Source organism: Brevibacillus choshinensis (assembly GCF_016811915.1).
GTDB lineage: Bacteria > Bacillota > Bacilli > Brevibacillales > Brevibacillaceae > Brevibacillus > Brevibacillus choshinensis_A.
This window is the reverse complement of the sequence record NZ_CP069127.1, coordinates 5,141,982-5,165,178: the sequence shown is the minus strand read 5'-3', so window position 1 is coordinate 5,165,178 and position 23,197 is coordinate 5,141,982. Positions and strand designations below refer to the sequence as shown.

At 53.5% G+C, this 23,197-nt stretch carries 25 protein-coding genes; 15 read left to right on the top strand and 10 right to left on the bottom strand.

Features of this window, described 5'->3' with window-relative positions:
• The 3 genes from JNE38_RS25875 to JNE38_RS25865 form a co-directional block, all read right to left on the bottom strand.
• The gene (locus tag JNE38_RS25875; RefSeq protein ID WP_203353933.1) at positions 1 to 1,536 is read right to left on the bottom strand and encodes an aldehyde dehydrogenase family protein; all 1,536 of its coding nucleotides are present in this window, start codon (positions 1,534 to 1,536) and stop codon (positions 1 to 3) included.
• The gene (locus JNE38_RS25870) at positions 1,536 to 2,174 is read right to left on the bottom strand and encodes a TetR/AcrR family transcriptional regulator (RefSeq protein WP_203353932.1); all 639 of its coding nucleotides are present in this window, start codon (positions 2,172 to 2,174) and stop codon (positions 1,536 to 1,538) included. The genes JNE38_RS25875 and JNE38_RS25870 overlap by 1 nt, the downstream gene beginning before the upstream one ends.
• A 118-nt stretch (positions 2,175 to 2,292) precedes the next feature.
• Positions 2,293 to 3,309: a M23 family metallopeptidase gene (locus JNE38_RS25865; protein ID WP_203353931.1), complete on the bottom strand. Its 1,017-nt coding sequence runs from the start codon at positions 3,307 to 3,309 to the stop codon at positions 2,293 to 2,295.
• 132 nt (positions 3,310 to 3,441) lie between these two features.
• On the opposite strand from JNE38_RS25865, the gene larC (JNE38_RS25860) reads away from it, so the two are divergent.
• Complete coding sequence (gene larC, locus JNE38_RS25860) at positions 3,442 to 4,422, top strand: nickel pincer cofactor biosynthesis protein LarC2 (RefSeq protein WP_203353930.1); 981 nt, start codon at positions 3,442 to 3,444, stop codon at positions 4,420 to 4,422.
• 84 nt (positions 4,423 to 4,506) lie between these two features.
• Complete coding sequence (locus JNE38_RS25855) at positions 4,507 to 5,058, top strand: DJ-1/PfpI family protein (protein ID WP_203353929.1); 552 nt, start codon at positions 4,507 to 4,509, stop codon at positions 5,056 to 5,058.
• 7 nt (positions 5,059 to 5,065) lie between these two features.
• Here the strand turns inward: JNE38_RS25855 and JNE38_RS25850 are convergent, their stop codons facing one another.
• Together JNE38_RS25850 and larC (JNE38_RS25845) are read right to left on the bottom strand one after the other, a co-directional pair.
• Positions 5,066 to 5,749: a DUF421 domain-containing protein gene (locus JNE38_RS25850; protein ID WP_343071370.1), complete on the bottom strand. Its 684-nt coding sequence runs from the start codon at positions 5,747 to 5,749 to the stop codon at positions 5,066 to 5,068.
• Between the two features lie 82 nt (positions 5,750 to 5,831).
• Entirely contained in the window at positions 5,832 to 6,596 is a 765-nt protein-coding gene (larC, locus tag JNE38_RS25845; protein ID WP_203353927.1) for a nickel pincer cofactor biosynthesis protein LarC, read from the bottom strand.
• Positions 6,597 to 6,726: 130 nt separating this feature from the next.
• Here larC (JNE38_RS25845) and JNE38_RS25840 point away from each other — a divergent pair, with 130 nt between their 5' ends.
• From JNE38_RS25840 to lipA, 3 genes are all read left to right on the top strand, one after another.
• On the top strand, positions 6,727 to 7,851 hold the full coding sequence (locus JNE38_RS25840; protein ID WP_203353926.1) for a metallophosphoesterase family protein: 1,125 nt from the start codon (positions 6,727 to 6,729) through the stop codon (positions 7,849 to 7,851).
• Complete coding sequence (locus tag JNE38_RS25835; protein ID WP_203353925.1) at positions 7,848 to 10,055, top strand: ATP-binding protein; 2,208 nt, start codon at positions 7,848 to 7,850, stop codon at positions 10,053 to 10,055. The genes JNE38_RS25840 and JNE38_RS25835 overlap by 4 nt, the downstream gene beginning before the upstream one ends.
• Positions 10,056 to 10,126: 71 nt before the next feature.
• On the top strand, positions 10,127 to 11,014 hold the full coding sequence (gene lipA, locus JNE38_RS25830) for a lipoyl synthase (RefSeq protein WP_203353924.1): 888 nt from the start codon (positions 10,127 to 10,129) through the stop codon (positions 11,012 to 11,014).
• A 186-nt stretch (positions 11,015 to 11,200) separates the two neighbouring features.
• Here lipA and JNE38_RS25825 read toward each other — a convergent pair whose 3' ends face one another.
• Complete coding sequence (locus tag JNE38_RS25825; protein WP_203353923.1) at positions 11,201 to 12,220, bottom strand: YhcN/YlaJ family sporulation lipoprotein; 1,020 nt, start codon at positions 12,218 to 12,220, stop codon at positions 11,201 to 11,203.
• Positions 12,221 to 12,299: 79 nt separating this feature from the next.
• On the opposite strand from JNE38_RS25825, the gene JNE38_RS25820 reads away from it, so the two are divergent.
• Positions 12,300 to 12,950, top strand: coding sequence for a YutD family protein (locus JNE38_RS25820; protein ID WP_203353922.1), 651 nt, complete (start codon positions 12,300 to 12,302; stop codon positions 12,948 to 12,950).
• 590 nt (positions 12,951 to 13,540) lie between these two features.
• Here the strand turns inward: JNE38_RS25820 and JNE38_RS25815 are convergent.
• Both JNE38_RS25815 and glpX read right to left on the bottom strand, forming a co-directional pair.
• On the bottom strand, positions 13,541 to 13,807 hold the full coding sequence (locus JNE38_RS25815; RefSeq protein ID WP_203353921.1) for a DUF3055 domain-containing protein: 267 nt from the start codon (positions 13,805 to 13,807) through the stop codon (positions 13,541 to 13,543).
• A 10-nt stretch (positions 13,808 to 13,817) separates the two neighbouring features.
• On the bottom strand, positions 13,818 to 14,792 hold the full coding sequence (gene glpX, locus JNE38_RS25810; RefSeq protein ID WP_203353920.1) for a class II fructose-bisphosphatase: 975 nt from the start codon (positions 14,790 to 14,792) through the stop codon (positions 13,818 to 13,820).
• 121 nt (positions 14,793 to 14,913) lie between these two features.
• Here glpX and JNE38_RS25805 point away from each other — a divergent pair, with 121 nt between their 5' ends.
• The 4 genes from JNE38_RS25805 to JNE38_RS25790 all read left to right on the top strand — a co-directional run bounded on the left by JNE38_RS25805 (position 14,914) and on the right by JNE38_RS25790 (position 17,092).
• Positions 14,914 to 15,021 (top strand): hypothetical protein, encoded by a 108-nt coding sequence (locus tag JNE38_RS25805; RefSeq protein ID WP_049741614.1) that lies wholly within the window; start codon positions 14,914 to 14,916, stop codon positions 15,019 to 15,021.
• Between the two features lie 12 nt (positions 15,022 to 15,033).
• Positions 15,034 to 15,468, top strand: coding sequence for a DUF86 domain-containing protein (locus JNE38_RS25800; RefSeq protein ID WP_203353919.1), 435 nt, complete (start codon positions 15,034 to 15,036; stop codon positions 15,466 to 15,468).
• 100 nt (positions 15,469 to 15,568) lie between these two features.
• Positions 15,569 to 16,201, top strand: coding sequence for a helix-turn-helix transcriptional regulator (locus tag JNE38_RS25795; protein WP_203357747.1), 633 nt, complete (start codon positions 15,569 to 15,571; stop codon positions 16,199 to 16,201).
• 105 nt (positions 16,202 to 16,306) lie between these two features.
• Positions 16,307 to 17,092, top strand: a complete 786-nt coding sequence (locus JNE38_RS25790) for a TIGR01457 family HAD-type hydrolase (RefSeq protein ID WP_203357746.1) — start codon at positions 16,307 to 16,309, stop codon at positions 17,090 to 17,092.
• On the opposite strand, the gene JNE38_RS25785 is transcribed toward JNE38_RS25790, so the two are convergent.
• Positions 17,081 to 17,596, bottom strand: coding sequence for a phosphatidylglycerophosphatase A family protein (locus tag JNE38_RS25785; RefSeq protein WP_203353918.1), 516 nt, complete (start codon positions 17,594 to 17,596; stop codon positions 17,081 to 17,083). The genes JNE38_RS25790 and JNE38_RS25785 overlap by 12 nt on opposite strands.
• A 117-nt stretch (positions 17,597 to 17,713) precedes the next feature.
• Between JNE38_RS25785 and JNE38_RS25780 the strand changes: the two genes are divergently transcribed.
• The 3 genes from JNE38_RS25780 to JNE38_RS25770 are packed head-to-tail and all read left to right on the top strand — an operon-like array spanning position 17,714 to position 20,623.
• Positions 17,714 to 18,799 carry a hypothetical protein gene (locus JNE38_RS25780; RefSeq protein ID WP_203353917.1) on the top strand — a complete coding sequence of 362 codons (1,086 nt, stop codon included), beginning with the start codon at positions 17,714 to 17,716 and terminating at the stop codon, positions 18,797 to 18,799.
• Complete coding sequence (locus JNE38_RS25775) at positions 18,756 to 19,715, top strand: 2-hydroxyacid dehydrogenase (RefSeq protein ID WP_203353916.1); 960 nt, start codon at positions 18,756 to 18,758, stop codon at positions 19,713 to 19,715. Before JNE38_RS25780 ends, JNE38_RS25775 begins: the two co-directional genes overlap by 44 nt.
• Positions 19,712 to 20,623 (top strand): alpha/beta hydrolase, encoded by a 912-nt coding sequence (locus tag JNE38_RS25770; protein ID WP_203353915.1) that lies wholly within the window; start codon positions 19,712 to 19,714, stop codon positions 20,621 to 20,623. Before JNE38_RS25775 ends, JNE38_RS25770 begins: the two co-directional genes overlap by 4 nt.
• Positions 20,624 to 20,690: 67 nt before the next feature.
• Here JNE38_RS25770 and JNE38_RS25765 read toward each other — a convergent pair whose 3' ends face one another.
• Positions 20,691 to 20,912 (bottom strand): NifU family protein, encoded by a 222-nt coding sequence (locus JNE38_RS25765; protein ID WP_122964743.1) that lies wholly within the window; start codon positions 20,910 to 20,912, stop codon positions 20,691 to 20,693.
• Positions 20,913 to 21,105: 193 nt separating this feature from the next.
• Between JNE38_RS25765 and cysK the strand changes: the two genes are divergently transcribed.
• Positions 21,106 to 22,029, top strand: coding sequence for a cysteine synthase A (gene cysK, locus JNE38_RS25760; protein WP_203353914.1), 924 nt, complete (start codon positions 21,106 to 21,108; stop codon positions 22,027 to 22,029).
• 1 nt (position 22,030) lies between these two features.
• Positions 22,031 to 23,164 carry a bifunctional cystathionine gamma-lyase/homocysteine desulfhydrase gene (locus JNE38_RS25755; RefSeq protein ID WP_203353913.1) on the top strand — a complete coding sequence of 378 codons (1,134 nt, stop codon included), beginning with the start codon at positions 22,031 to 22,033 and terminating at the stop codon, positions 23,162 to 23,164.
• Positions 23,165 to 23,197: the final 33 nt, after the last annotated feature.

Here is a 23,197-nt window from a genome sequence, read left to right as displayed (position 1 = left end):
CTAAAACAATCGCTTCCACTCACGCCAGATGGCACCGAGCGTACCTTGCTTCCAGGTGGGTTTACGGGCGTAGAGCAGTTCCGTCAGACCAATAAAGAGACGACGCTGATCTTCTGTGTAGGGATACCAGTTGACTTCCCGCTTCCGGGTCCCCGGATCGTGAATAATGGAAACGCTGTGGGTGAAGGCCTGCAAGCCAGATGGCCCGCGGTATCGGCCAATTCCGCTTTGCTTCACGCCTCCGAAGGGGAGGTGGGGATTGGCGTAGCTGATGATGACATCATTGATACACACATTGCCGCTTTCCAGTTGCTCTGCGACGCGTCTCGCTCTCGTTTTGTCCTGCGACCAGACAGACGCATTCAGGCCGTAAGGAGAAGAATTTGCCAGTCGCACAGCTTCATCCTCGGTAGCAAAGGTCATGATCGGGAGGACAGGCCCGAATGTTTCTTCCTGCATGATTTTCATATCCGCCGTGACATTGGTCAGAATGGTTGGAGGCAAAAACATGCTGTCGGGGGTGGCGGGGATGCTGCCTCCGAGAACAACGGCCGCGCCTTTTGCCAATGCTTCCTCCACATGGGAGCGTACGATTCCGATTTGCTGCGGCGATGTCATCGAGCCGATTTCCGCCTGATCGGGGTAGCCCTGCCGCAGGGCAGAAGCTTTTTGCTTCACGCGTTCCAGAAAGTCTGCATAGATGCTCTCGTGAACATAGAGGCGTTCGACGGACATGCATACTTGACCGGAATTCGTAAAGGCTCCCCAGACAGCGGCGTTGGCGGCTCGGTCCAGATGAGCGTCCTCGAATACGATCATCGGGTCCTTCCCCCCGAGCTCAAGCTCCACTGGAATCAGATGCTCGGCTGCAGCCGCCATGATTTTCTTTCCAGTCGCTACCGCCCCCGTGAAAAAGATCTTGTCAGGACGCTCCGATACGAGCGCCTGCCCCACTTCGCGTCCGCCGTGGAGCACGGAGACTACGCCATCCGGCAAAGGGACTGCGCGAAACAGCTCCTCGATGAGCATACCGGTAGCAGGGGTCACCTCCGATGGCTTCAATATGACCGTGTTTCCTGCGACGAGAGCAGACAGTACGGGGATGACTGCAAGCTGGAAAGGATAATTCCATGGCGAAATCACAGCCACGACACCCATCGGCTTGTAGTGGATATACGACTTTTTCGGCCAGAGCACCAAATTGGTGGGCACCTTCTGGGGGGACAGCATCCGATGGGCATTCTTTTCGTAAAAACGGATGGTATCGAGAGTGACAAAGATCTCGGTCATGAATGCTTCGAGAGAGACCTTTCCCGTATCCTGGCTAATTTTGAGGGCCAGCTCTTCGCCGTGCAGGGCGAGATAGTGACGAAGACGCACCAAATAATCCAAACGTTCGGCCAGTGTGGTTTTCGACCAGGAAGCAAAGGCGGATCGTGCGCGCAGCATGGTCTGCTGCACCTGTTCCGGGGTGGCTTCTTCCAAGGTGCCTGTTGTTTGGCCGGTTGCCGGGTTTTGTAGAGTGAGGACAGCCATCAAGATTCACCTCTTTCCTTGGGGATCGTGAATATCAAATTCAACAGCTGGCTTATTGTCGGTTTGAATCGGGTCAATGCATTTGCCGCGGTTGGCGCTTCTTCCAGCATGGCTTGGAAAAAGAGCCCGTCGACTTGTGCGTAGATGATCGTGACTGCTTCATCCAGATCGATGCGCAAAAGGTGTGTTTCCTGGTGGACGAGGCGCTCCAGCAGGCGGGCGATCAGCTCGTGAATGCGGGTGCGGAGCAGATTCACTTGCTCCCGGAAGGCCGGTACGTACATGGCCTGCACTTGCAGGTCATACCAAAGCCGGTGGATGTCCTTTTTCTCCGTCAATGAACCATGGAGGACTTCCAGCAAACGATCCAGCCATCCTTCCAAAGGCTCTGCGGCCAGCGCGTTTTCCAGCTCCTGAATAAAGCTGTCCTTGTAGCCGGAGATGACGGCGAGGAGCAGGTCTTCCTTGCTGGAGAAGTAATAATGCAAAATGCCAAGCGAAACGCCGGATGCCTTGGCGATGTCGCGCAATGATACGTGGGCATACCCATGCTGTGCGAGGCAGAGTGTAGCCTGTTCAATCAGGAAGGCTCGCTTCGCCTCTGCCTTGGTGGGAGAGGATGTTGAATGGGACGGCATGCACGACACCTCTTTTTTGGACAAACGTCCAATTTGTTAGTCTCTATTTTAGTAGGCACTCATTTCCCCTGTCAAATAAAAAGAAGCGGCTGTGTCCACCGCTTCTGGCAAAAGACCGCTATTTTCTTTTTTGCCGCTCCCACCGCTTCAAATATGGATACGGGTCGAAAGCCCAATCGGAACCGCCAGTTTCACGGTACATCCCGTAATGCAGGTGGGGCGGGAATTTGCCTGCAGTTCCCGGCTTCCCATAACCAGAGCTGCCGACGTAGCCCAATACTTGTCCGGGCTCGACAATGTCACCTGGTTTCAGTCCTTTTTTAAAGGAGGAGAGGTGGGCGAAATAGTGGTACACGTTGCCCATGTCTCGCATCCCGATCCGCCAACCGCCATATTGGTTCCAACCGATGACCTCAATGACACCATAGGCTGTACTGAGCACAGGAGTCCCGTATGAGGCGAAAATATCGGTGCCTTCATGTATGCGTCGTCCACCCCAGCCGCGAGCGCCCCCCCAAGTGCTGCTATAGCTGTACGAATACCGCGAAGGAATGGGAAAATGGCGATCATCCAGATGAAGATGCTGATATTTGCTGTACACCTGCGCAAATTGCCTGATTGTCTTCACGGACCGATCGCGCTGGTAATAAGACCAAAGCGCGATTTTCCAGTCTTCGGGGGAATAACCGTACGCGGACAGGTAGTCAATGACGGTGGCCAGTGCATCCCTGTCATTATTGCGGTCAGCGATCCCATCTCCATCTCCGTCCTTTCCCAGTCCTTGAAAGAAGCGGATGGATACTGGATTGGTGTCCTCCGTGTCCGGATTCCAAACGCCGCTCCATCTTTCTGAGGGGATGTCGAAAGCAGTCAGTCGAGAGGAGGAGGAGTCATTACTCTTGGTTTTCCCTTTCCTCTTCCGTATTTGCATGGTCCGCTCGTATTGATCAATGGCTGCCAAATACGTCCAGGGAATCCCGTACAGCGACTCCATCTGCTGAAAGAGCTGTAATCGCGCTTGCAGGATCGGATCTTCAGCCGGTGCGGATGGAGCCGCTACAGCGACTGAGTCCCAAGGGAGGATAGCGGCAGCCACGCACAAGCTGATCTGAATGATAAGGCGGAAAACTCGCATTCCGTCACCCTCCAGCCCAGATAGTTTCCTTTGTAGTTTCTGCCAGTGCCATTTGTTTATCCAAGATACTTTCTGGAAGATTTGAGGTATGATGCTGGAAGGAAAACGTAAAGGAGAATGGAGGTCGAGCAAATGAAGCTGGTCATACGTACAGTGTCGCCACTTAGGCTGAAACGGCTGATCGGACCGCTCCGGCGCCTGGGGATTCTCGGTCATCAGGTGCAGGCTCAAGGAATTGGGATCGCGGAGAGGATCATCGAGCAGGCTCAGCGCTATCGTCACGATTGCCCCCGAAAACAATGGGAAGAGGAAGAAGCAGCGCTGGTGGAATTGGCGGAGAGTTTTCCGGTTGGGGAGGGCAGAGTGGAGTTGCTCGTGCAGTGCTTGCCTATTCCTGCAGGCTTGCCGCTCCCGTTCCTTGCCCTTTTGAATGGCTGGGTCATAAAGGAAAGCTCCGAGTGGGCGGTGGAGTCATTTTCTCCTCATGCGATGCTTTGGCTCGCGCAGATGGGTGCAGTGCCGATGCCAACGCTTCATGGGCGCTTCCAAAGCATCGAACACGGAGAAGACTTGGCCGTACTCGCTTGGGAGGAGGGAAGCGATCAATTGGGCATCCCGATCCTCAGGGAGCAAAAAGATCATACCGAAGAGCATATAGATGAAGGGATGCTGCTCATGCAGGTCAACCTGGACGACAGCAGTCCCGAGTGGCTGGCTTACGTCATGGAGCAATGCCTGCGAGCAGGCGCCAACGACGTGCATTTCTTGCCGGTAACGATGAAAAAAAGCCGTCCTGGGACGCTTTTGCAGGTAATGTGCTATCAAAGCGCGGCAGAAGCGCTCAAGACGATCCTTTTTTCGGAGACCTCCACATTCGGCATTCGTTCGTTCCCGGTAGCCTGTCACCGCTTGGCACGCCGCTTCGTCACGGTCGAGACGCAATGGGGCGAGGTGGTCGTCAAGCTGGGATACCACCGGGGGCACCGCGTGCAGGTCGCACCCGAATACGCTGATTGCGCGAAGCTGGCTGCAGCTGCACACATTCCGCTGAAGCAGGTGTATCAAGAGGCTGTCCAGCTCGCTTCCTGGAAAAGTCATGTGAATTTCCTGTAAAGATAGCAGGAGCCAAGCTGCTTTCCAAAGAATTGGAAGTGGAGGATGTTTTCCTCGATCCTACTTTTCGAAGGAGGCTGTGAGATGAGCAAAAAAGTGTTGATTGTCACAGGAGATGCAGTGGAGGCGTTGGAAGTTTACTATCCGTACTACCGTTGTCTGGAAGAAGGCTATGAAACCGTCATTGCAGCGCCTAGTGTAAAAACGCTACATACGGTCTGCCACGATTTTGAAGCTCACAGCGAGACGTACACGGAAAAGCCAGCGTACCAGCTGCCTGCCCACGCTGCGTTTTCCGAAATCAACCCGGAAGCGTTTGACGCCTTGATCATCCCGGGTGGACGAGCTCCTGAGCACATCAGACTGAATGAAAGCCTGAAGTCCATCGTCGCTCACTTTTTTGAGGCAAACAAGCCTGTTGCCTCCATCTGCCACGGTGCACAAGTGCTGACGATCGTTCGGGAGCACTTGCAAGGCCGCGAAATGACAGCGTATCAGGCGTGCAGACCGGATGTAGAGGCATGCGGGGCCGTTTATCAGACGGAGACTCTGCACGTGGACGGCAATCTGGTATCCGGGCATGCTTGGCCGGATTTGCCCGGATTCATGCGCGAGTTTTTGAAATTGCTTCGATAAGGCAGTCTCAGTCGGCAGGATCGCGCCGGTCGATGAACAGGCTACGGTCACTTTGCAACTCAGCATAAAATACCTCATCGATGGAATGCACGCCAGATTGTTTCAACTGGCGATCCACCCATTTGGTGCTGATTCCGAGCTCCTGAAGGTTTTTCATTACGTATTTGCCATCTGAAATGATTTCAGCTGGAAGGATGGGATGTAGAGGTGGACTTGCCTTTACATCCTTTTTTGTTGCGTTCTGATATTCGGGTTTTTTAAGAACGCTTAATTTGCCGTGTGGTTCCAAGATGGCGTACTCGACTTCACCAATGGAAAAAGCGTCCCGTTCGCGCAGCATCATGGTGAGGTCGTCCAGATTCAATCGAGTTCGGGATAAAGCCGCTTCAATGATTTCTCCATTCTTAATCACGATGGTAGGCTCACCGTCAATGAGGATACGGGCTTTCGACCATTTTAATCCAACGTACCCTACGAGTAAGGTCAATAACGTCCACCAGGTGAGACTGACCAGTCCATTTACCAAAAACAGCTCCTTTTGAATGACGATTTCGGCTGCAACGGACCCAAATGTAATCCCCGTTACATAATTGAAGAAAGTAAGATGGCTAAGCTGCTTTTTGCCCAAGAGGCGTGTCAGAACAAGCATGGCGAAAAATGTCGCAGTCGTACGGATTAGAATCTCCAGCAAGGCAACACAAGACCTCCCTTCGGACAGTACATCTTTACCATGTCCATTGGGAGGTCTGTCTATCGATAGGATGTAACCGCGATCACCGGTGACCCACCAGGAGACGCAGGACATTCGGCTGATCAGGCAAGTCTCTCGTGCCTGCCCCGTAGCCGATTGACTCGACTGTCATGGAGGGGAGTGGACCGAATTCGTGCACCAGAGCGGCAGCCACTCCTGCACCGGTGGGAGTTGTCAATTCTTTTTCGATCAAAGTGCGACGCAGCGGAATGCCGACGAGCATTTCCATCGTGGCAGGTGCCGGGACGGGGTAGAGCCCGTGGTCACAGCGGACGTAGCCATTGCCGGTAGGAACGGGTCCTGAATGGAGCTGATGGATTCCCAGCTCCTCCAGGCCCAGCGCAATTCCTACGACGTCTACGATGGAATCGATCGCCCCGACTTCATGAAAGTGAACGGTATCCACGGGCACACCGTGAATTTTGGCTTCGGCGATCGCAATCTTTTCAAAAATGGCCAAAGCCCGCGCTGTCACACGGGGAGCCAGCTCTGCCGCTTCAATCATTTCGACGATTTCTTTGTATCCCCGGTGGTGATGATCGTGCTGACCGAGTACTTTGAGCTGCTTGAGCGGCTTCACAGGCGGTGGTGTCTCGTCGATGACGTCCAGCTTCAGGGCGGTCACACCCGCTTTTACCACGGTCTTCCACTCCAGGCGAAAGTCGCCAAACGCGAGCTTTCGAAGCTCGCTTTCGATCCGTTCCCGATCCGCGCCTGCATCCACCAGAGCAGCCAGAAGCATATCGCCGCTGATTCCCGAGAAACAGTCGAGGTACGCAATACGCACATGAATCACTCCTTTTCAAATGGACTTTTTTTCCTGTATCATAAAGGGAAAGTATGTTCGTCTACTTTCGTTTTGTTGTCCAAATTGTACCACTGACGCGTAAGGTTGTCATGGGAGGAGTTGAAGTCTTGTGTTGTCCTTTATCCATACCGCGGATGTCCATCTGGATGCTCCGCTGCATACATTGTCCGAGCTGTACGAGCTGCGTCAGGACGATTTTCGCAAAACAATGCGGGACATACGCGATCTCGTGCTGGACAGGCAAGTCGACTTTTGGCTGATTGCAGGCGATTTGTTGGAATATCACGGTGGACGCAGATCGACTGCACTGTTTTTGCGAGACCTTTTTGCCAGTGTCGCTCCCGTGCCGGTGTGCATCGCGCCGGGCAATCACGATCCGTGGCATGCGGACTCTTTTTATCAGACGCTGGAGTGGCCGGGAAATGTCCATTGGTTTACACCGGAGTGGGGCGCTTATGAATTTCCGGAAAAGTCATGCGTCGTCTACGGCTGGGGTTTCCCGCAAGCGCATGTGTACGAATCTCCTTTATCCTCATTCCCGGGAAGGCTGGGCGGCTACCAGCACCATCTGATGGTCTTGCACGGCAGCTTGCTCGGCAAAGAGTCGGATGAACATCATCCCTATGCGCCGATGACCCTTCAGGATTTGGCGGATACGGGCATGGACTATGTAGCGTTGGGGCACATCCACAAGCCTGGACAGTTCATGCATCCCGTCAAAAAGTCCCCGCTCGCAGCATACCCGGGATCGCCGGAAGGATTGAATACAAAAGAAGAGGGAGTCCGCTGTGTCCTGTACGGGGAAGTAAACGAAGCGGGAAAGGTGTCGCTCGAGGCCGTTGCGGTGGGACAGCGACAGATTCGCAAGCTGGAAGTCAGTCTGGATGGGGCGGAAACGATGGAGCAGCTGGTCCAGCATCTGGAGCAACAGCTAGAGAGGGAACGCACGGAGGACATGCTGTACGTCACGCTGACAGGAGAGCGTGCAGCCCATTTCGTCCCTTCCACGGTTGTGCTGCAGCAGCGCTTTTCCCGCTTCTTCCTCTTTCAGATCACGGACCAGACATGGCCCGATGTCGATGCCGGCAAGCTGATTGCAGACGGGGGCATTTGGGGCAAATGGCTTGCCAAGCTGGATGAGAGGGAAGAGCAGGCTGGCGATGAGGCTGAGCGTGAGATCATCAGACAGTCTCGCCGCGAAGTGTTGACCCGAATAGGGGGAAGCGCGCGATGAGGGTAGACGAATTGACACTCAAAGGCTTTGGCAAATGGCGCGACGCCACTTTCCGTTTCGCCCCCGGAGTCAACGTTTTTTCCGCTCCGAACGAAGCGGGGAAGTCGACGATGCTGCAGGGGATCCTCGCCGCCTTGTACGGCATGAAGCGCGATTACGTAAAAGGCGCTCGCTATCTGCCTGAGTATGACAAATACCGCCCCTGGCATCAAGGCGATTACGAGACGATCATCACCTACCAGCTGGCGGGAAAATCGTATCGGCTCCACCGCTACTTGCTAAAGGAACGGGAGCAGGCGCGTATTTTCCTCGATCCGGAATGGACAGAGCTTACGGATGTATATCGGGAGGACAGGCGCAAGGAACGTGATTTTCTGGAAAAGCATCTAGGCCTGTCTCGTGCGCTTTTTACGGATATTACCTGGATCAGAAGAGAGCCATTGTCTGCAGCTGAGCACCTGATGCCTTCTCTTTCTCGTACGGATGAGGCGAATCCGGCGGTCAACAGCATGCTGGCTGAGCTGGACCGCGACCTGACGGCAATCGGGAAGAAAGAACGGGCGGAGAACACGATGCTGGGGAAAGCGGGTGCACTGGTCGCCCAAAAAGAGGCGGAGCTGGCAAGTGCAGAGGCGGCATGGTCCATCATCAGTCAATTGACACAGCAAATCGCCGATTGGGAAGCGGAGAGACACGAGCTGGAACAACAACGAAGCCGCCTGCAGCAGCGAAAGCAGCGAGCCCATGCGCGAGAGAAGGTCCTGCAGGAGAGATGGCAAAAAAGCTATCGGTTCCCCGCCGATTCCGATGAATGGGACTGGTGGGATCGCACGGCGCAATCCGCTGAGGAAAAACAAATCCATGAGGCAGCTATTTCTCGTATCATGGCTGTTCCTTCGGCCGAAACGGAAGACATCGAGCCTCAAATCGACCGAGATAAACTTCAGGCCGATTACGCGAAAGGTATCCAGCTGCGCAAGCGCTGGGAAGAGGGGCATTTGCGGCTGGCCGAGCTGGCTGCATCCGCGTTGACAGCGGGCACTCGTCGTCAGGATCGGCAAACGGATGGACAAAGGAAGCAGCAGCGATTCCCCGTCTGGTTGTGGGGCAGCGCAGGGTTGTCGGCTGTTCTGGGGATCATCTCGGGGGCAGCGGATCAGCCAGCCCTGAGCGTCATCCTGTTCGTGCTCACGGCTGCACTAGCGGGAGGGGCGTGGGTAAAATCGCGCGCATTCGCCAGGGCGAACCGCGAGCAGGCCGGATCGTTGAAAGAAGCGGAAGCGCCTTCTGCTGCCCAGGAATGGAAGAAGCAGCAAGAGGAGCTGGCGGCCCTGGACGCAGAGCTGCTGCGAATGGTCAGGATGTGGGGAGCTACGGATTGGGAAGCATTTGTCGAGAAACGGGATGAATGGTTGAGCAGAATGCGCTCCCGCGAATCCAGCCAGCTAAAAGCCCAGCTCTCGCAAAAGGACGCGAAAACACAGATCGCAGAGCGCTGGGGCGACGATCTGCGCAGAGTCCTGGAATTGGAGAAGGCTGAAATGGAGCGTGAGCAGGAAGCGTGGACATCTCAGTGGCAATCTCTGGAGGATCGCTTGCAGCAGATTCGCGAAGAGATGGCGAGAGCGAATGGGGAAATAGCCGCTCACGATACCGTATCGGTCGCCAAGGCGAAGGGAGAATACGAAGAAGCTGTTTCTTCACTTCGGCAGCTGCAGCAAAAGCGGGAAGCCTTGCAAATCGCCAGGGATACCTTGGAGGAGGCGCTGGCGGAATGGAATCGGGAAGTTTCTCCTGGCGTCAATGAGCATGCATCACAGGTACTGGCGCAGATTACGGGAGGTGCTTACCGGGACGTCCGGCTGGACCCGCACGAGAGGTTTGCCATTCGGGTTCTGGAGCCTTCGAGGCAGCTCGTACTGGACCAGGAGCATTGCTCGACAGGCACGCAGGATCAGCTCTATCTGGCGCAAAGACTGGCGCTGCATGCACATGTCAGCCAGCAGTCGGAGCCGTTGCCACTTTTTTTTGACGATCATTTCGTGCACTATGACGAAGCGCGATTGCGCCAAACCTTGGCGTATTTGATGGAACTGTCCGAGGAGCACCAGATTTTCCTGTTTACGTGCCAGGATAGGGAAATGAAGATTCTGGAGCCGCTGCTGCGTGTTTCCAATCGCCATTTGGTGCATACTCTCGGGTAGGAAAGAGGTTGCCCCCCAGAAATCCAAGCTCTATAATGGAGTTTGACCAAGTCACATGAGGAGTGAGCCCTATGACGCAACGGAAGCCGGAGTGGCTCAAGATCAACCTTGTTTCAGGACCTGAACTAGCCAGCTTTAAAGAACTCAAGCAAACGATGCGCAGCAAGACGCTGCACACGGTTTGTGAAGAAGCCAAATGCCCCAACATTCATGAGTGCTGGGCAAGCGGGACAGCCACCTTCATGATTTTGGGTGATATATGTACCCGAGCCTGTCGTTTTTGTGCCGTGAAAACGGGACTGCCGACGGAGCTAGACACTGCCGAACCGGAACGCGTGGCTGAAGCAGCAGAGCAAATGCGTCTGAAGCATGTCGTCGTGACCTCTGTAGCCAGAGATGATTTGGCGGATGGCGGTGCCCAGATTTTCGCGGAGACGATCAGAGCGATTCGCCGTCGCTTGCCATTCGCTTCGGTGGAAGTGCTCATTCCTGACTTTATGGGGAACTGGGATGCACTAAAAGTTGTAATGGATGCGAAACCAGATGTTTTGAATCACAATATTGAAGCCGTTCGTCGCATGTCGGACCGTGTTCGAGCACGCGCGAAATACGACAGGACGCTGGAGCTGCTGAAAAAAGCGAAGGAATTCCAGCCAAGCATTCCGACCAAGTCAAGCTTGATGATCGGTGTCGGCGAGACGATCGAAGAAATCATCGAGACGATGGACGACTTGCGCTCCGTAGATGTCAACATCATGACGATCGGACAATATTTGCAGCCGACGAAAAAGCATCTGAACGTGGAAAACTTCTACCATCCAGATGAATTCGCCCGCTTGAAAGAAGAAGGCATGAAGCGAGGCTTTAGCCATGTGGAAGCGGGACCATTGGTTCGCAGCTCCTACCATGCGCATGAACAAGCCAGCGCGGCAAAAGAAACGATAGCTAAGGCGCAGTAATCGCCAAGGCGCAGTAATCGCTAAGGCGCAGTAATCGCCAAGGCGCAGTAATCGAAAACACCCTCCTGCAGCTGGATCAGCGAACAGGAGGGTGTTGCTATATGAGAGTAGTCAGAGCCGATCGGCTTTACGCCTACAGCCCGATTCCTTTAAACATCGTTCACTTGAAAGGTGAAATGATAGTCTTTAGCGACCGGTTGTCCCCATATGGCTTTTTGTCGTTCCGTGGTGCGTTTTGCTTGTCCCTGCTTGTTTTGCATGCATTTGCTCACTGACGGTGGTTCCGCCCATACGCTTGATCAGCGTATTGATGCTGGTGGCATCCTCCGTGCGAGCACCATGGATATTGCTGCTACGCGATGCGACACGAGCAATTTCCTGGATGTCGTTTTGATTATCGGTCACATACACCTTGTAGTAGCGTGGGGAAACCGACATCGCATTCATCCGAGCTTGATGTTTGGCAGTGCGGGCATCAGCGCCTTGGGTATTCAGACCGACGAAAATTTCCTTATCCGTCACCAAGACGGTCGAACGCTGGACCCCAGGGCAGCTTGCAGTCACATTACCCACTGCTTGGGCCAGAGCGTCGCGGTCGACGTACACGTTGTGAGCGCTAGCCGTACGCATGTGCTGGCGGTCTGTTTGGACGTAACCCATGCGCGGCATGCCCGTCGCCATGACACCAGCTCCGCCGCGGTTCCAGGCGTGCTTTTGGTAGATGGAGTGATGCGTGCCTGCCGGGGTACCTGCTGGAGTACCTGCTGGGGTACCTGGGGTTACTCCGCGGACGCCTGCTGTACCTGTAATGCCGTGAGTTCCTACTCTTCCGTCAGGAAACGCAGTGTAGGGACGGACTCCATCGGTGAAAGCATTGTTGGTGATTGGACCAGTGTTGGTGCCGGGATACATGCCATCTTTGCCTACACCATAACCGTGATAGCCCCGTGTGTGGATGCCGTCAATGTTACGTGTCGTCACGCCATCGGTAGTGCGAGTGTGATAACCGTCGATGTCGCGTGTGCGCACACCATCATAAGTGCGCGTATGCAGACCGTCGAAGTTGGTCGCGTGAGGAGCGGCTTGGTTGGTCGTGGTGCGGTTTGGCGTCGTGTAATTCGGTGCAGCGTTGTTTGCGCAGGCAGAAGCCAACAGAGCGATACTTGCGATAGCTGGATACAACCATGTCTTTTTCAATGGAAACACCCCCTACACGATAGAATGTCCAGCATACAACTGCTGTTTTCGTGGGAATTTTATGTCTTGCTGCATGAATTATGGTAAGATGGACGTAGCATATGTGTGTAAGGAGGAAGCGGACTTGATTCGCACGCAAGCCGGTACTTATGAAGTCATGGAAGAAAATCGCGATGGCTGGAACCCGGAAGCATTCAAGGAGCGCTACAGCGATATCCTGGATAAATACGATTACATCGTAGGGGACTGGGGATATGGCCAGCTTCGACTACGGGGATTTTATACAGACCTCAACCGCAAAGTGCCGTTCGAGCAGCGGATCTCCGCTTTGGATGAGTATCTGCAGGAATTCTGTAACTTTGGATGCCCGTATTTTGTTTTGCGGAAAGTGAAATCATTTCTGGGACCAGAGGACAGCCAGAGTGGTCAAGATGATGCGGGAATGGAAGGCATCATCGACTTGCGGCAGGACAACAGCCGCGACGAGCATGCACAGTCGTACGGCGAGCGCAAAGAGCGCCGTCGATTCCACCCACGCCAAAACAAACAAGAGCGGACAGAACGCAGCAACGGCACCCCAGGTCGAAATGACCGACATGACAAGCCCAAGTTCTCCAAGGATAAGCCGGATAAAAACGGCAGGGAGCAAGGGAAGGATCGCCGCCCTAACCAAATGAGACCGAACCGTGAGCGCGACAAAGTGCCTACAGGATCGAATCCGCCAAAACGCGAATCGTAAGCAGATCCAATCATAAAAAAGCTCTTGCATGAAAAAAAGCATTCAAAGCCGAAATGGCGTTTGAATGCCTTTTTATTGGGAATAGGGTTGTCGCAGCTAATGATTTGTTAGAGATGGGCGGGCTTACCAGCCGCCGAAGCCACCGATACCTCCCGGGCCGCCGATACCGCCGAAGCCGCCGATACCGCCCGGGCCGCCGACACCGCCCCATACTCCCCAGGGATACCAGGGAGTCCAAGGGCACCAGGGACTCCAGGGGTTCCATCCCCAAGTAGGGGGAAATGGTTGGATGGGCACGATGAAGGATACGTCAGGACGTCGTCTCCCACCGAAAAGGACAGGATGTGCCTGATCTTCAGGAATCATTTGGTATCCCTGCTCAGGTGAGTAATATTGTGGCTGTTGATCATATTGATTTGGTTGCATCTTGCGAATTGCACTCCTCTCGTTGTCTGTCTGTGCAGTAGCAGTATACGAGTCATTCGCCCGTCTGGAGCATTGTCCGGCATGAAATGGGCAATCGTCCATGAGGAGTGCATATGAAAAAGGGGAGGGCTCGTTCGAGCTGCTCCCCCTTCTCTTTTTCGTGATTAAATGACGGTTTCCAAGAATGTTTTCAATTCCTCTGCTTCCTGTTCATTCAAGTTAAAAGCAAACTCGATGTAGCCTTCTTCATCCAGGTCATCTTTGCCGATGATGGCAGAGCGCCCATTTTGGATGTTGATCACCAGCTTTTTGCCGTAAAAGCGGTTGGTGGTGGTGATGGCAAGGTCAAAACGAGTGGATTCTGCCATAAAGCTGACGAAGCGTGTCTTGGTATCCTCAGGCTCGTCATACAGGTAAAACAAATCAGCCATGTGTTTCCCTCTACTTCCATAAGAGATTAGGTTTGTGTTCGACATTGTGCAAAGCACGGACAAAGCGGATCGTCTTGGTCTGTGCACGCATCACGATGGAATGAGTCTCGACCATGTCGTCACCGAGGTAACGAACGCCCTGCAGCAATTCGCCATCGGAGACGCCGGTGGCTGCAAAAATCGCATCTTCGCCTTTGACCATGTCATGAAGGGCAAGCAGCTGCTCGGGATTCGAGAGTCCCATTTTGATGCAGCGTTCCCGTTCGCCATCGTTTTGCGGTTTGAGTACAGCTTGCATGTCGCCGCCCAGACACTTGATCGCTGCCGCGCTGATGACGCCTTCTGGTGCTCCGCCGATGCCGAGGAACAGGTCTATCCCGGTTTGCGGCAGGCAGGCAGCGATAGCAGCTCCTACGTCGCCGTCACCAAACAGCTTTACGCGGGCGCCTTTTTCACGGACAGCATCGATAATCTCCTGATGACGTTCACGCTCCTGAACGATTACGGTTACATCGGATATTCGCTTGTTGTTTGCCTCTGCTACGACCTCTATCATTTTATCCACGGGATCGTAAAGGTTGATTTTCCCTGCCGCTCGTTTCCCCACAGCCATTTTCATCATGTACATATCAGGTGCATGCAGCAAGGTTCCCCGGTCGCCAATGGCGATGACAGACATCGCGTTGTTATGACCTTTGGCAACGATCGTGGTTCCTTCCAGAGGATCGACAGCTACGTCCACTTCTGGCCCATCAGCGTCCGGATTTCCCAGCTTTTCCCCGATGTAGAGCATAGGGGCTTCGTCCAACTCACCTTCGCCAATCACGACCGTTCCTCGCATGTTGATCGTGTCAAACATGGCGCGCATGGCCTGGGTCGCTGCTCCATCCGCCTCGTTCTTTTTCCCTCTTCCCATCCAGTGAGAGGAGGCGAGGGCAGCCATCTCCGTTACACGCACGATTTCCAGTGCCAGTTCGCGTTCCATAGTGGTGTGTTCCTCCCTTGTGCCGGTAAAAAATTCACCCCACCATTGTATCATAAAGTACAAGCTGTCGCGTTCGCCCGGACAAATTTGGTATACTGTTGGTTGAAAAGAGGTGAAACCCGTGAACAATTCCTATTTGCAGGAAGGGGAATTGGTGCTTCTCGTCCTCGTGCTGACTTTTGTGTTTACGATTTACTACGCAAAGCGCAAAGCAAAAAAGCGAAAGTAAGGAGAATTATTTATGTACGATGTGAATACGAAACGAATTGACCAAGTTTTGTCATATATGTCTTCCATGCTTGACGTGCTTGACAAGCTGAAGGAACGGGGAGCAGAAACGGTTTTGGCGGACGAAGTGGCTGTTGCTGCGATGGAGCGGGCCCTGCACTTGTCCATCGAGGGGATCGTCGATGTAGGGAATGCTCTGATCGACGGCTTTATCATGCGCGATCCCGGCAGCTACAGCGACATTGTGGAAATTTTGCGCGACGAGCAGGTGATCACGGGGGATCAGGCAGTGATCCTGACAAGGGTTGCCGAATTCCGCAAGCATTTGGTAAATGAGTATACAAATGTCCCGGCAGATGAGATGTTTGCACTGGTTGTCGAAGCAGAAACGGCTCTGCGTCAGTTTGAACCGGCTGTGCGGGCCTTTTTGGATAAAGAACTGTTTTAAAAGAAAAAATGACGCTAGCGGATTTTTTATACAAAACCCTTTCATTAGTTTACTAATGCCACCTAATCCGCTACAATAGGGAGAAAGGGCGGTGATACGTATGACAAATGAAGGAACGTCCACCCGTGACCAAATTCTCCACATGCTCAAGGTGAAAGGCTCGCTGTCGGTTAGTGACATGGCTGTTGAGCTTGGAATTACAGAAATGGCAGTAAGACGCCATCTGAATACCCTCGAGAGGGACAACTTGATCAAGTCTACGCTTGTTCGACAAGCGATGGGACGTCCAACCAATGTATATTCCTTGTCGCAGGAAGCAGACGAGCTGTTTCCGCGCAATTATTCTCATTTGACTTTAGATTTTCTGCAAGACCTGAAGGATATGGATGGCATCGGGAAAGTGGAGATGCTGTTTCGCAGGCGGGAAAACCGTCTCGAAGAATCTTATCGGGCTCATATGCAAGGGGAACTCGAAGACCGGGTAGCAAAGCTTGCTGAGCTGCAGAACGATAAAGGCTACATGGTGGAGTGGGAAAAGGATCCGGCCGGGGAAGGCTACCGCATTCAGGAGTACAACTGTCCGATCTCCCAAGTGGCTCGTGAATTCAACCAGGCCTGCAACTGTGAATTGTCCTTGTTCCGCCGAGTGCTGGATGCCAATGTGGAACAGACCTCCTGCATGGCAAAAGGCGGGGACAAATGCGTGTTTGAAGTGAAGCAGCAAAAGAGCTGACGGCTGCTTTTCACCCATGTAAAATCCACTCCATGGCGGGTGGATTTTTGTTTGGGAAAAAGCAACGCAGCAGCAAATGACATGACTCCAAAGGGGATCAGACTGATGACTTCGACTGCCTACAAAGGCTATTTGCTGGATTTGGATGGTACGATTTATCGTGGCGGCCAAGCTATCCCAGGAGCAGCAGCCTTCATTTCCTACCTGAAGGAACAGCGTATTCCTTTCCTGTACTTGACCAACAACTCGTCCGCTTCTCAAGAGCATGTAGCCGAACGGTTATGTGCGATGGGGATCGATGCGGAGCCCGCAGATGTGTATACCTCCAGTATGGCTACTGCTCAATACCTCAGAGAAAACGCAGCAGCAGGCGCGAAGGTCTACATGATCGGCGAGGATGGTTTGCGAGAGCAGCTCATGGCAAACGGCTTTGAGATTTCGGGGGATTCCCCCGATTATGTAGTGGTCGGCATCGATCGTGCTTTCACCTATGAAAAACTGGCGACGGCTACTCGTGCGGTTCGATCCGGAGCGGTTTTGCTTGCAACCAATGCAGATGCTGCACTGCCAACGGAACATGGCTTGTACCCCGGGAATGGTTCCCTCGTAGCGGCTGTCTCCGTGGCCTCCGCGACAAAGCCGATTGTCATCGGCAAGCCTCAGTCGCTCATCGTAAACTACGCCATGGATATTCTGGGGACACGTGCCGATGAGACCTTGATCGTTGGCGACAATCTGTATACGGATATCGAAGCGGGAGCCAACAGTGGGCTGGACAGTCTGCTCGTGCTGACGGGTTATTCGACCCGAGAGGAAGCAGGAGTCCATCCTGCCCGCCCTACGCATATTGCCGAGGATCTCATGGAGTGGATGCAAAGACTAACTCTCTAGGCATTCCTCTTGTTGTTTTTGGCGGTGGGCGATTCGGCTCGAAGCAGCTGCAGCAATCGCCCCCACCAAATCGTCGAGGAAGGTATGCACGCCGTTTCTCTTGTCATTCAGATATTCCAGCTTTCCGTGCTTTAATTTGTCTACATAACCAAAGTTGGTAAAACCGATGCTGCCGTACAAATTGACGATCGCGAGCGCCAGGACTTCATCCACACCGTAGAGCGGCTCATCCGCCTCGATGATGGATTGAAGCGGGGGCAAAAGCTTCTTTTCTTCCGCCAGAATATCCAGCTGAATGCCTGTTAAGAGCGCATTTTGCACTTCCCTCTTTTTCAAAACCGCCTTCACGCTCTCCATACACATGTCCTTTGTCAGATCAGGAACATAGTTGGTTTGCAGGAAAAACACAATCTCTGCGATGTCATCCAGACTGACGCCACGCTTATCCAATAACTCAATGACGACATTCAGGCAGGATTCACTGTTTAGTGGATGCTCGCCCATTTTTTACCCTCCCTTGTCCTTTTGGCCATGCGGCTAGTATCTGCAACGAGATAGGCACCTATCCCGATGTCGCTACATACTATGCGCCATGTAAGGTCTGCAAGGAGAGTGAGATCGATGGACGACAAACAATTGTTGGAAGAGCAATACGGATTTCTCCTGGAAGATGTTCGCTCGAACGGAGCGAGCAAGGTGCTGAAGACAGACAAGGGATTGTTTTACCTGTTCGAAGCACCGGAAGGATATAAATACAAGAGCAAATTTGTAGAACGTGTACGCAAGCACCTCAGCACCCAGCAGGACCTCGGCATGCTTAAGCTGGTCAAGACCGTAGGGGGCCAAGGGCATATCGTTGCGGATGATCAGCTGTATTACCTGTACAGGGGAGTGCGGGAAGGGAAACCGCAGGACCTTTACTTTTCCATCGGTGAATCCTTGGCGAAGTTTCATCTGTCCACCAGTACGCTAAAAGGTGAAAAATTGTTTATCCCCTACAGCTCTTTGGGCAGCTGGCCCGGCATGTGGAGGAGAAAGCTGCGCCACTACAGTGAGTTTCGCGATGAGCTGGGGGAGCTGGATGGCGAGCTGACCGCCATGGATGAGTTTTTATTGACCAGCTTCACGTACGTGCATCATCTGGGAGAGACCGCTGTTCATTATGTGCTCGCGGCAGGCTATGACAAGGTAGTCAAGGAATCCGCGCAGTATGGGAAAGTTGCCTACCAAAATTTTGATCAAGGGTATATGCTATGGAATGAGAAGGATGCACGACTGGTGGCTGGAGAATGGAACTGGGTGCTCGACATGCGCTCTCGTGACATAGGCCAATGGCTGAAGGCGGAGACGAAGCGAAATGGCTGGCAGGATGAAAATGCGGCAAGCTTCCTCGATGGCTACAACAGCGTGTCGCCGCTGATGCCAGAGGAGTATGCCGTCGTGTACGGGCTGATGCTCTATCCAGGGAGATTTCTCAAGCTAGTGGAGTCGTATCAGGAGCTTCCCGATGAAGAAAAGCTGGAAGTGAACGGGACTGTATGGCAATCTCTGCTGGAAGACGAGCTGGCAAAAATGGAAGAGGCACTCCGTCGGTATCCACAACTGGTTGCAGAGCGGTACGGCGCGTCCATTCCACAAATCGATTGGTTGTGGAGGCCGGAAAATGAAGAAGCCAAAGGTGTTAGTGACGAGGCAAGTAGCGAGTGAAGCCATTTCCTTGCTAAAGACAGTAGCCGAGGTAGACGTGTGGGAGCGGGATGAGCCGATTCCACGTGATCTGCTGTTGAAAAGAGTGGAGGAGGCAGACGCGATCCTGACGATGCTGACGGAACGCGTCGATGAAGAACTGCTGAATCGTGCCAAACAGCTTCGCGTCGTGGCAAACATGGCGGTGGGGCACGACAATATCGACCTCGCTGCATGCAAAGAGCGCGATATTTGGGTGACGAATACGCCGGATGTATTGACAGAAGCGACGGCTGATCTGGCTTTTGCCCTGCTGATGGCGACGGGAAGGCGATTGACGGAGGCCAATCGGTTCCTTTTGAATGGCGAGTGGACCGCATGGAGTCCGTCATTGATGGCGGGGCAAAATGTGTACGGCTCGACCCTGGGGATAATCGGAATGGGCAGAATCGGGGAAGCGGTGGCGAGGCGTGCCAAAGGATTCGGCATGCGGATCCTCTATCACAACAGAAATCGCAAGGAGCAGGCCGAAGCAGAAACGGGAGCGCAGCTGGCTTCTTTGGAAGTATTGCTTCGGGAATCCGACTACGTCGTGCTGCTGACTCCTCTGTCTGAAGAAACGCGATTGCTAATGGGTGAAAAGGAGTTTTCCTGGATGAAGCCAACCTCGGTCTTTATCAATGTGTCTCGGGGTGGCACCGTGGATGAAGGGGCTCTTTATCAGGCCTTGGTGAAAAAGCAGATATGGGCGGCAGGACTGGATGTTTTTCAGCAGGAGCCGGTGCCGGCAAATCATCCGCTGCTCTCTTTGCCAAACGTCGTAGCACTCCCGCACATCGGAAGTGCTACCGAACAGACGCGAGGGGAAATGGCGAGACTGGCAGCAGCCAATATCGTAGCTGTACTGGAAGGTCAGAAGCCGCTGACAGCGCTATGAGTACGATTCTGCTCACGATCATAGGGCTGCTGCTGCTATTCGGGTTCGTTGCGTCAGGCATCGCTTTTCACGTGGCGTGGAGGCTGACCCATCCCGTTCGCAAGGCTCTCGATATGGTACCTGCAGATTTTGGCATCAACCATACGGAGGAGGTCAGCTTTCCCAGTCGGGAAGAAACGATCTCACTTTCGGGCTGGTATTTCTCGGCAAAACAAAACGGGTATGCTTCGCGAAGTCGAACGCTCATTTTTGCCCATGGATACAGTCAAAATCGTCTGGAACCCCACCTCCCGGCACTTTCGCTGGCAGCAAGGCTCCTCGCCAGAGGGTACGATGTCCTGATGTTTGATTTTCGCAATGCGGGTGATTCCAGTCCGTCCCTGACGACCATTGGACTTCGGGAGCAGAAGGACCTCCTCGGAGCGATTGATTTCGCTGCTGCGAGACGGCCCGGGTACGCAATCGGGCTCATCGGCTTTTCCATGGGGGCGGCTACTTCCTTGCTGGTAGGGGGAGCGGACGAGCGAGTATCCGTGATTGTCGCAGACTCTCCGTTTTATTCGCTGCGGGAGTACCTGCAAGAAAATTTGCCGCAATGGACGGGCCTGCCCCGTTTTCCGTTCAACTGGCTGATCTTGACGCTTTGCCCGATCCTCTTGGGAGCCAATCCCCGCGAAGTAAAGCCGTATTTGGCCGTCAAGAAGGCGAAGAAGCCGATCTTTTTCATCCACGGCACAGGTGATTCGACGATCCCTTCGGACAACAGTGAACGGCTGCGGGCCTTGGCGACGGACAAAAAAGCATCGATCTGGTTTGTCCCGGATGCCGGGCATGTGCGCAGCTACGCATTGGTCCCGGATGAATACGCCAAGCGTGTCATTGATTTTCTGGACAATGCAATGGAGTAGGAATGTTTCTGGAAATGAAAAAAGCAGCTACGTCTTGCCTGTAGCTGCTTTCATGTCAGTACCCTGATTAGAATACTTGTTGTACTTCTTTGATGCCTGGAATTTCTTCGACCAGGGCGCGCTCGATACCTGCTTTGAGGGTGATGGTAGAGGAAGGGCAGCTTCCGCAAGCACCCATCAGGCGCAGCTTTACGATACCTTCTTCAACATCAACGAGTTGTACGTCGCCACCGTCACGCTGCAGGTACGGACGCAGTTTATCGAGAACTTCTTGTACTTGATCCATCATATCCATGAAACATTCACTCCTTTCCAACCTCACCTTTATTATAATCATAGACGAGTGAGAAATCCATGGCTTACATGCCCTGTTGACACTTTCCAAGGAAGGTGTCTGCGATGTGCACCTTGCATGGACTTTTTGTATAAACCGCATGTTATAATGAAACAGCAAGTACTTCAACATAAGGAGTAAGATTTACGTGAATGTATTTGGCAATGTGAAAGAACTGATCGGCAATACGCCCATCGTAGAAATTACACAGTTTGATCTGCCAGAGGGTGTTCGCTTGTTTGCCAAGCTGGAGTACTTCAATCCAGGCGGAAGCGTCAAGGACAGACTGGGCATGGAATTGATCCGCGCAGCAGAGGAAAACGGACAGCTGAAACCAGGCGGGACTATCATCGAACCAACGGCTGGGAATACAGGAATCGGTGTTGCGTTGGCCGCTGTAGGAACAGGTTATAAAGTTATTTTTTGCGTACCTGAAAAGTTCTCTGAGGAAAAACAGGAGCTGATGCGCGCACTCGGTGCTGAGGTAGTCAATACCCCGACCGAGCAAGGCATCAAGGGAGCGATCGCGAAGGCACAGGAACTGGCTGCATCGATCCCAGGCTCTTTCGTACCGCAGCAGTTTGCAAATCCTGCGAATCCGGATGCGCATTACAAGACGACTGGACCGGAAATCTGGAAGCAAATGGACGGCTTGGTGAACGTCTTCGTGGCAGGCGCAGGCTCTGGCGGAACGTTCATGGGGGTCGCCCGTTACCTGAAAGAACAAAATCCATCAGTCAAAACCGTCATCGTGGAGCCTGAAGGGTCGATCCTGAACGGCGGAGAACCAGGGCCGCACAAAACAGAAGGGATCGGCATGGAGTTCTTGCCTCCATTCATGGACACGAGCTACTTCGATTCGATTCACACCATTATGGATACAGAAGCATTCGATCTGGTGAAGCAGCTGGCAGCGAAAGAAGGAATGCTGGTGGGAAGCTCCGCGGGTGCAGCGATGGCAGCAGCCCTGCGCGAAGCCAAAGAAGCCGCTCCAGGAACCAACATCGTCGTTCTGTTTGCAGACAGCAGCGAACGCTATCTCAGCAAAAAAATCTATCAGGGAGGAATCTAAGATGCGTATCAAGACACGTTTGATCCATGGCGGTATCGAGGGAGATCCACACACAGGAGCGGTGTCGGTTCCGATTTATCAAGTGAGCACCTACAAGCAGGAAGCGATCGGCAAGCACAAAGGATTTGAATATTCCCGTACTGGGAATCCGACTCGTCACGCGCTGGAGACATACATCGCCGAGCTCGAGGGAGGCGCTCGCGGATTTGCGTTTGGTTCCGGTATGGCTGCTCTGTCCACGATTCTTTCGCTGTTCAACAAAGGCGATCATCTGGTAGTGGGCGACGACGTTTACGGTGGTACGTACCGCGTCATTACCCGTGTCTTTTCTCGTCTTGGGCTGGAAGCCACCTACGTGGACACCAATGATTTGCAAGCTGTGGAAGCGGCCGTGCGCCCTGAAACGAAGGCAATCATTATGGAAACTCCGACTAATCCGCTCTTAAAAGTAAATGATATTGGTGCCTTGTCTGGCATCGCCAAAGCAAAAGGCTTGCTGCTGATTGTTGACAACACGTTCATGACGCCATACTGGCAAAACCCGCTGGATCTCGGTGCTGACATCGTGTTCCACAGTGCGACCAAATATCTGGGTGGACACAGTGACGTCGTGGCTGGTCTCGTCGTAGCTAAAGATGCACAAGTGGGGGAAGACCTGCATTTCGTGCAAAATGCGATCGGCGGCATCCTGGGTCCACAAGACTCCTGGCTGCTTTTGCGCGGTATGAAAACACTGGGTGTCCGTATGGAAGAGCACGAGCAAAATGCACGCACTCTGGCAAAATGGTTGGCAGAGCGCAGCGACATCAAGCGTGTCATCTACCCTGGTTTGTCCAGCCATCCAGGTCACGAGCTGATGCAAAAGCAGGCTCGCGGCTTTGGCGGTATGATTTCCTTTGACGTGGGAAGCGCTGAGCGTGCGGACCAAGTACTGTCCAAAGTGAAGCTCTACACGCTGGCGGAATCTCTGGGTGCTGTCGAAAGTCTGATCAGCGTGCCAGCTCGCATGACTCATGCTTCCATTCCGGTGGAGCGCCGCGCAGAGCTGGGCATTACCGAGGGCTTGATCCGCATTTCCGTAGGGATTGAGGATGTAGAAGACCTGATCGAGGATCTGGAACAAGCGCTCTCCTAAGCTTGAGGGAAGAGCGTTCATGGGAGGTCACGA

Coding starts and splice junctions, on each gene's coding strand:
- JNE38_RS25875 (WP_203353933.1), bottom strand. CDS start 1,536: ATGGCTGTCCTCACTCTACAAAACCCGGCAACCGGCCAAACAACAGGC.
- JNE38_RS25870 (WP_203353932.1), bottom strand. CDS start 2,174: ATGCCGTCCCATTCAACATCCTCTCCCACCAAGGCAGAGGCGAAGCGA.
- JNE38_RS25865 (WP_203353931.1), bottom strand. CDS start 3,309: ATGCGAGTTTTCCGCCTTATCATTCAGATCAGCTTGTGCGTGGCTGCC.
- larC (WP_203353930.1), top strand. CDS start 3,442: ATGAAGCTGGTCATACGTACAGTGTCGCCACTTAGGCTGAAACGGCTG.
- JNE38_RS25855 (WP_203353929.1), top strand. CDS start 4,507: ATGAGCAAAAAAGTGTTGATTGTCACAGGAGATGCAGTGGAGGCGTTG.
- JNE38_RS25835 (WP_203353925.1), top strand. CDS start 7,848: ATGAGGGTAGACGAATTGACACTCAAAGGCTTTGGCAAATGGCGCGAC.
- lipA (WP_203353924.1), top strand. CDS start 10,127: ATGACGCAACGGAAGCCGGAGTGGCTCAAGATCAACCTTGTTTCAGGA.
- JNE38_RS25820 (WP_203353922.1), top strand. CDS start 12,300: ATGGACGTAGCATATGTGTGTAAGGAGGAAGCGGACTTGATTCGCACG.
- JNE38_RS25815 (WP_203353921.1), bottom strand. CDS start 13,807: ATGGCTGATTTGTTTTACCTGTATGACGAGCCTGAGGATACCAAGACA.
- glpX (WP_203353920.1), bottom strand. CDS start 14,792: ATGGAACGCGAACTGGCACTGGAAATCGTGCGTGTAACGGAGATGGCT.
- JNE38_RS25800 (WP_203353919.1), top strand. CDS start 15,034: ATGTACGATGTGAATACGAAACGAATTGACCAAGTTTTGTCATATATG.
- JNE38_RS25795 (WP_203357747.1), top strand. CDS start 15,569: ATGACAAATGAAGGAACGTCCACCCGTGACCAAATTCTCCACATGCTC.
- JNE38_RS25790 (WP_203357746.1), top strand. CDS start 16,307: ATGACTTCGACTGCCTACAAAGGCTATTTGCTGGATTTGGATGGTACG.
- JNE38_RS25785 (WP_203353918.1), bottom strand. CDS start 17,596: ATGGGCGAGCATCCACTAAACAGTGAATCCTGCCTGAATGTCGTCATT.
- JNE38_RS25780 (WP_203353917.1), top strand. CDS start 17,714: ATGGACGACAAACAATTGTTGGAAGAGCAATACGGATTTCTCCTGGAA.
- JNE38_RS25775 (WP_203353916.1), top strand. CDS start 18,756: ATGAAGAAGCCAAAGGTGTTAGTGACGAGGCAAGTAGCGAGTGAAGCC.
- JNE38_RS25770 (WP_203353915.1), top strand. CDS start 19,712: ATGAGTACGATTCTGCTCACGATCATAGGGCTGCTGCTGCTATTCGGG.
- JNE38_RS25765 (WP_122964743.1), bottom strand. CDS start 20,912: ATGATGGATCAAGTACAAGAAGTTCTCGATAAACTGCGTCCGTACCTG.
- JNE38_RS25755 (WP_203353913.1), top strand. CDS start 22,031: ATGCGTATCAAGACACGTTTGATCCATGGCGGTATCGAGGGAGATCCA.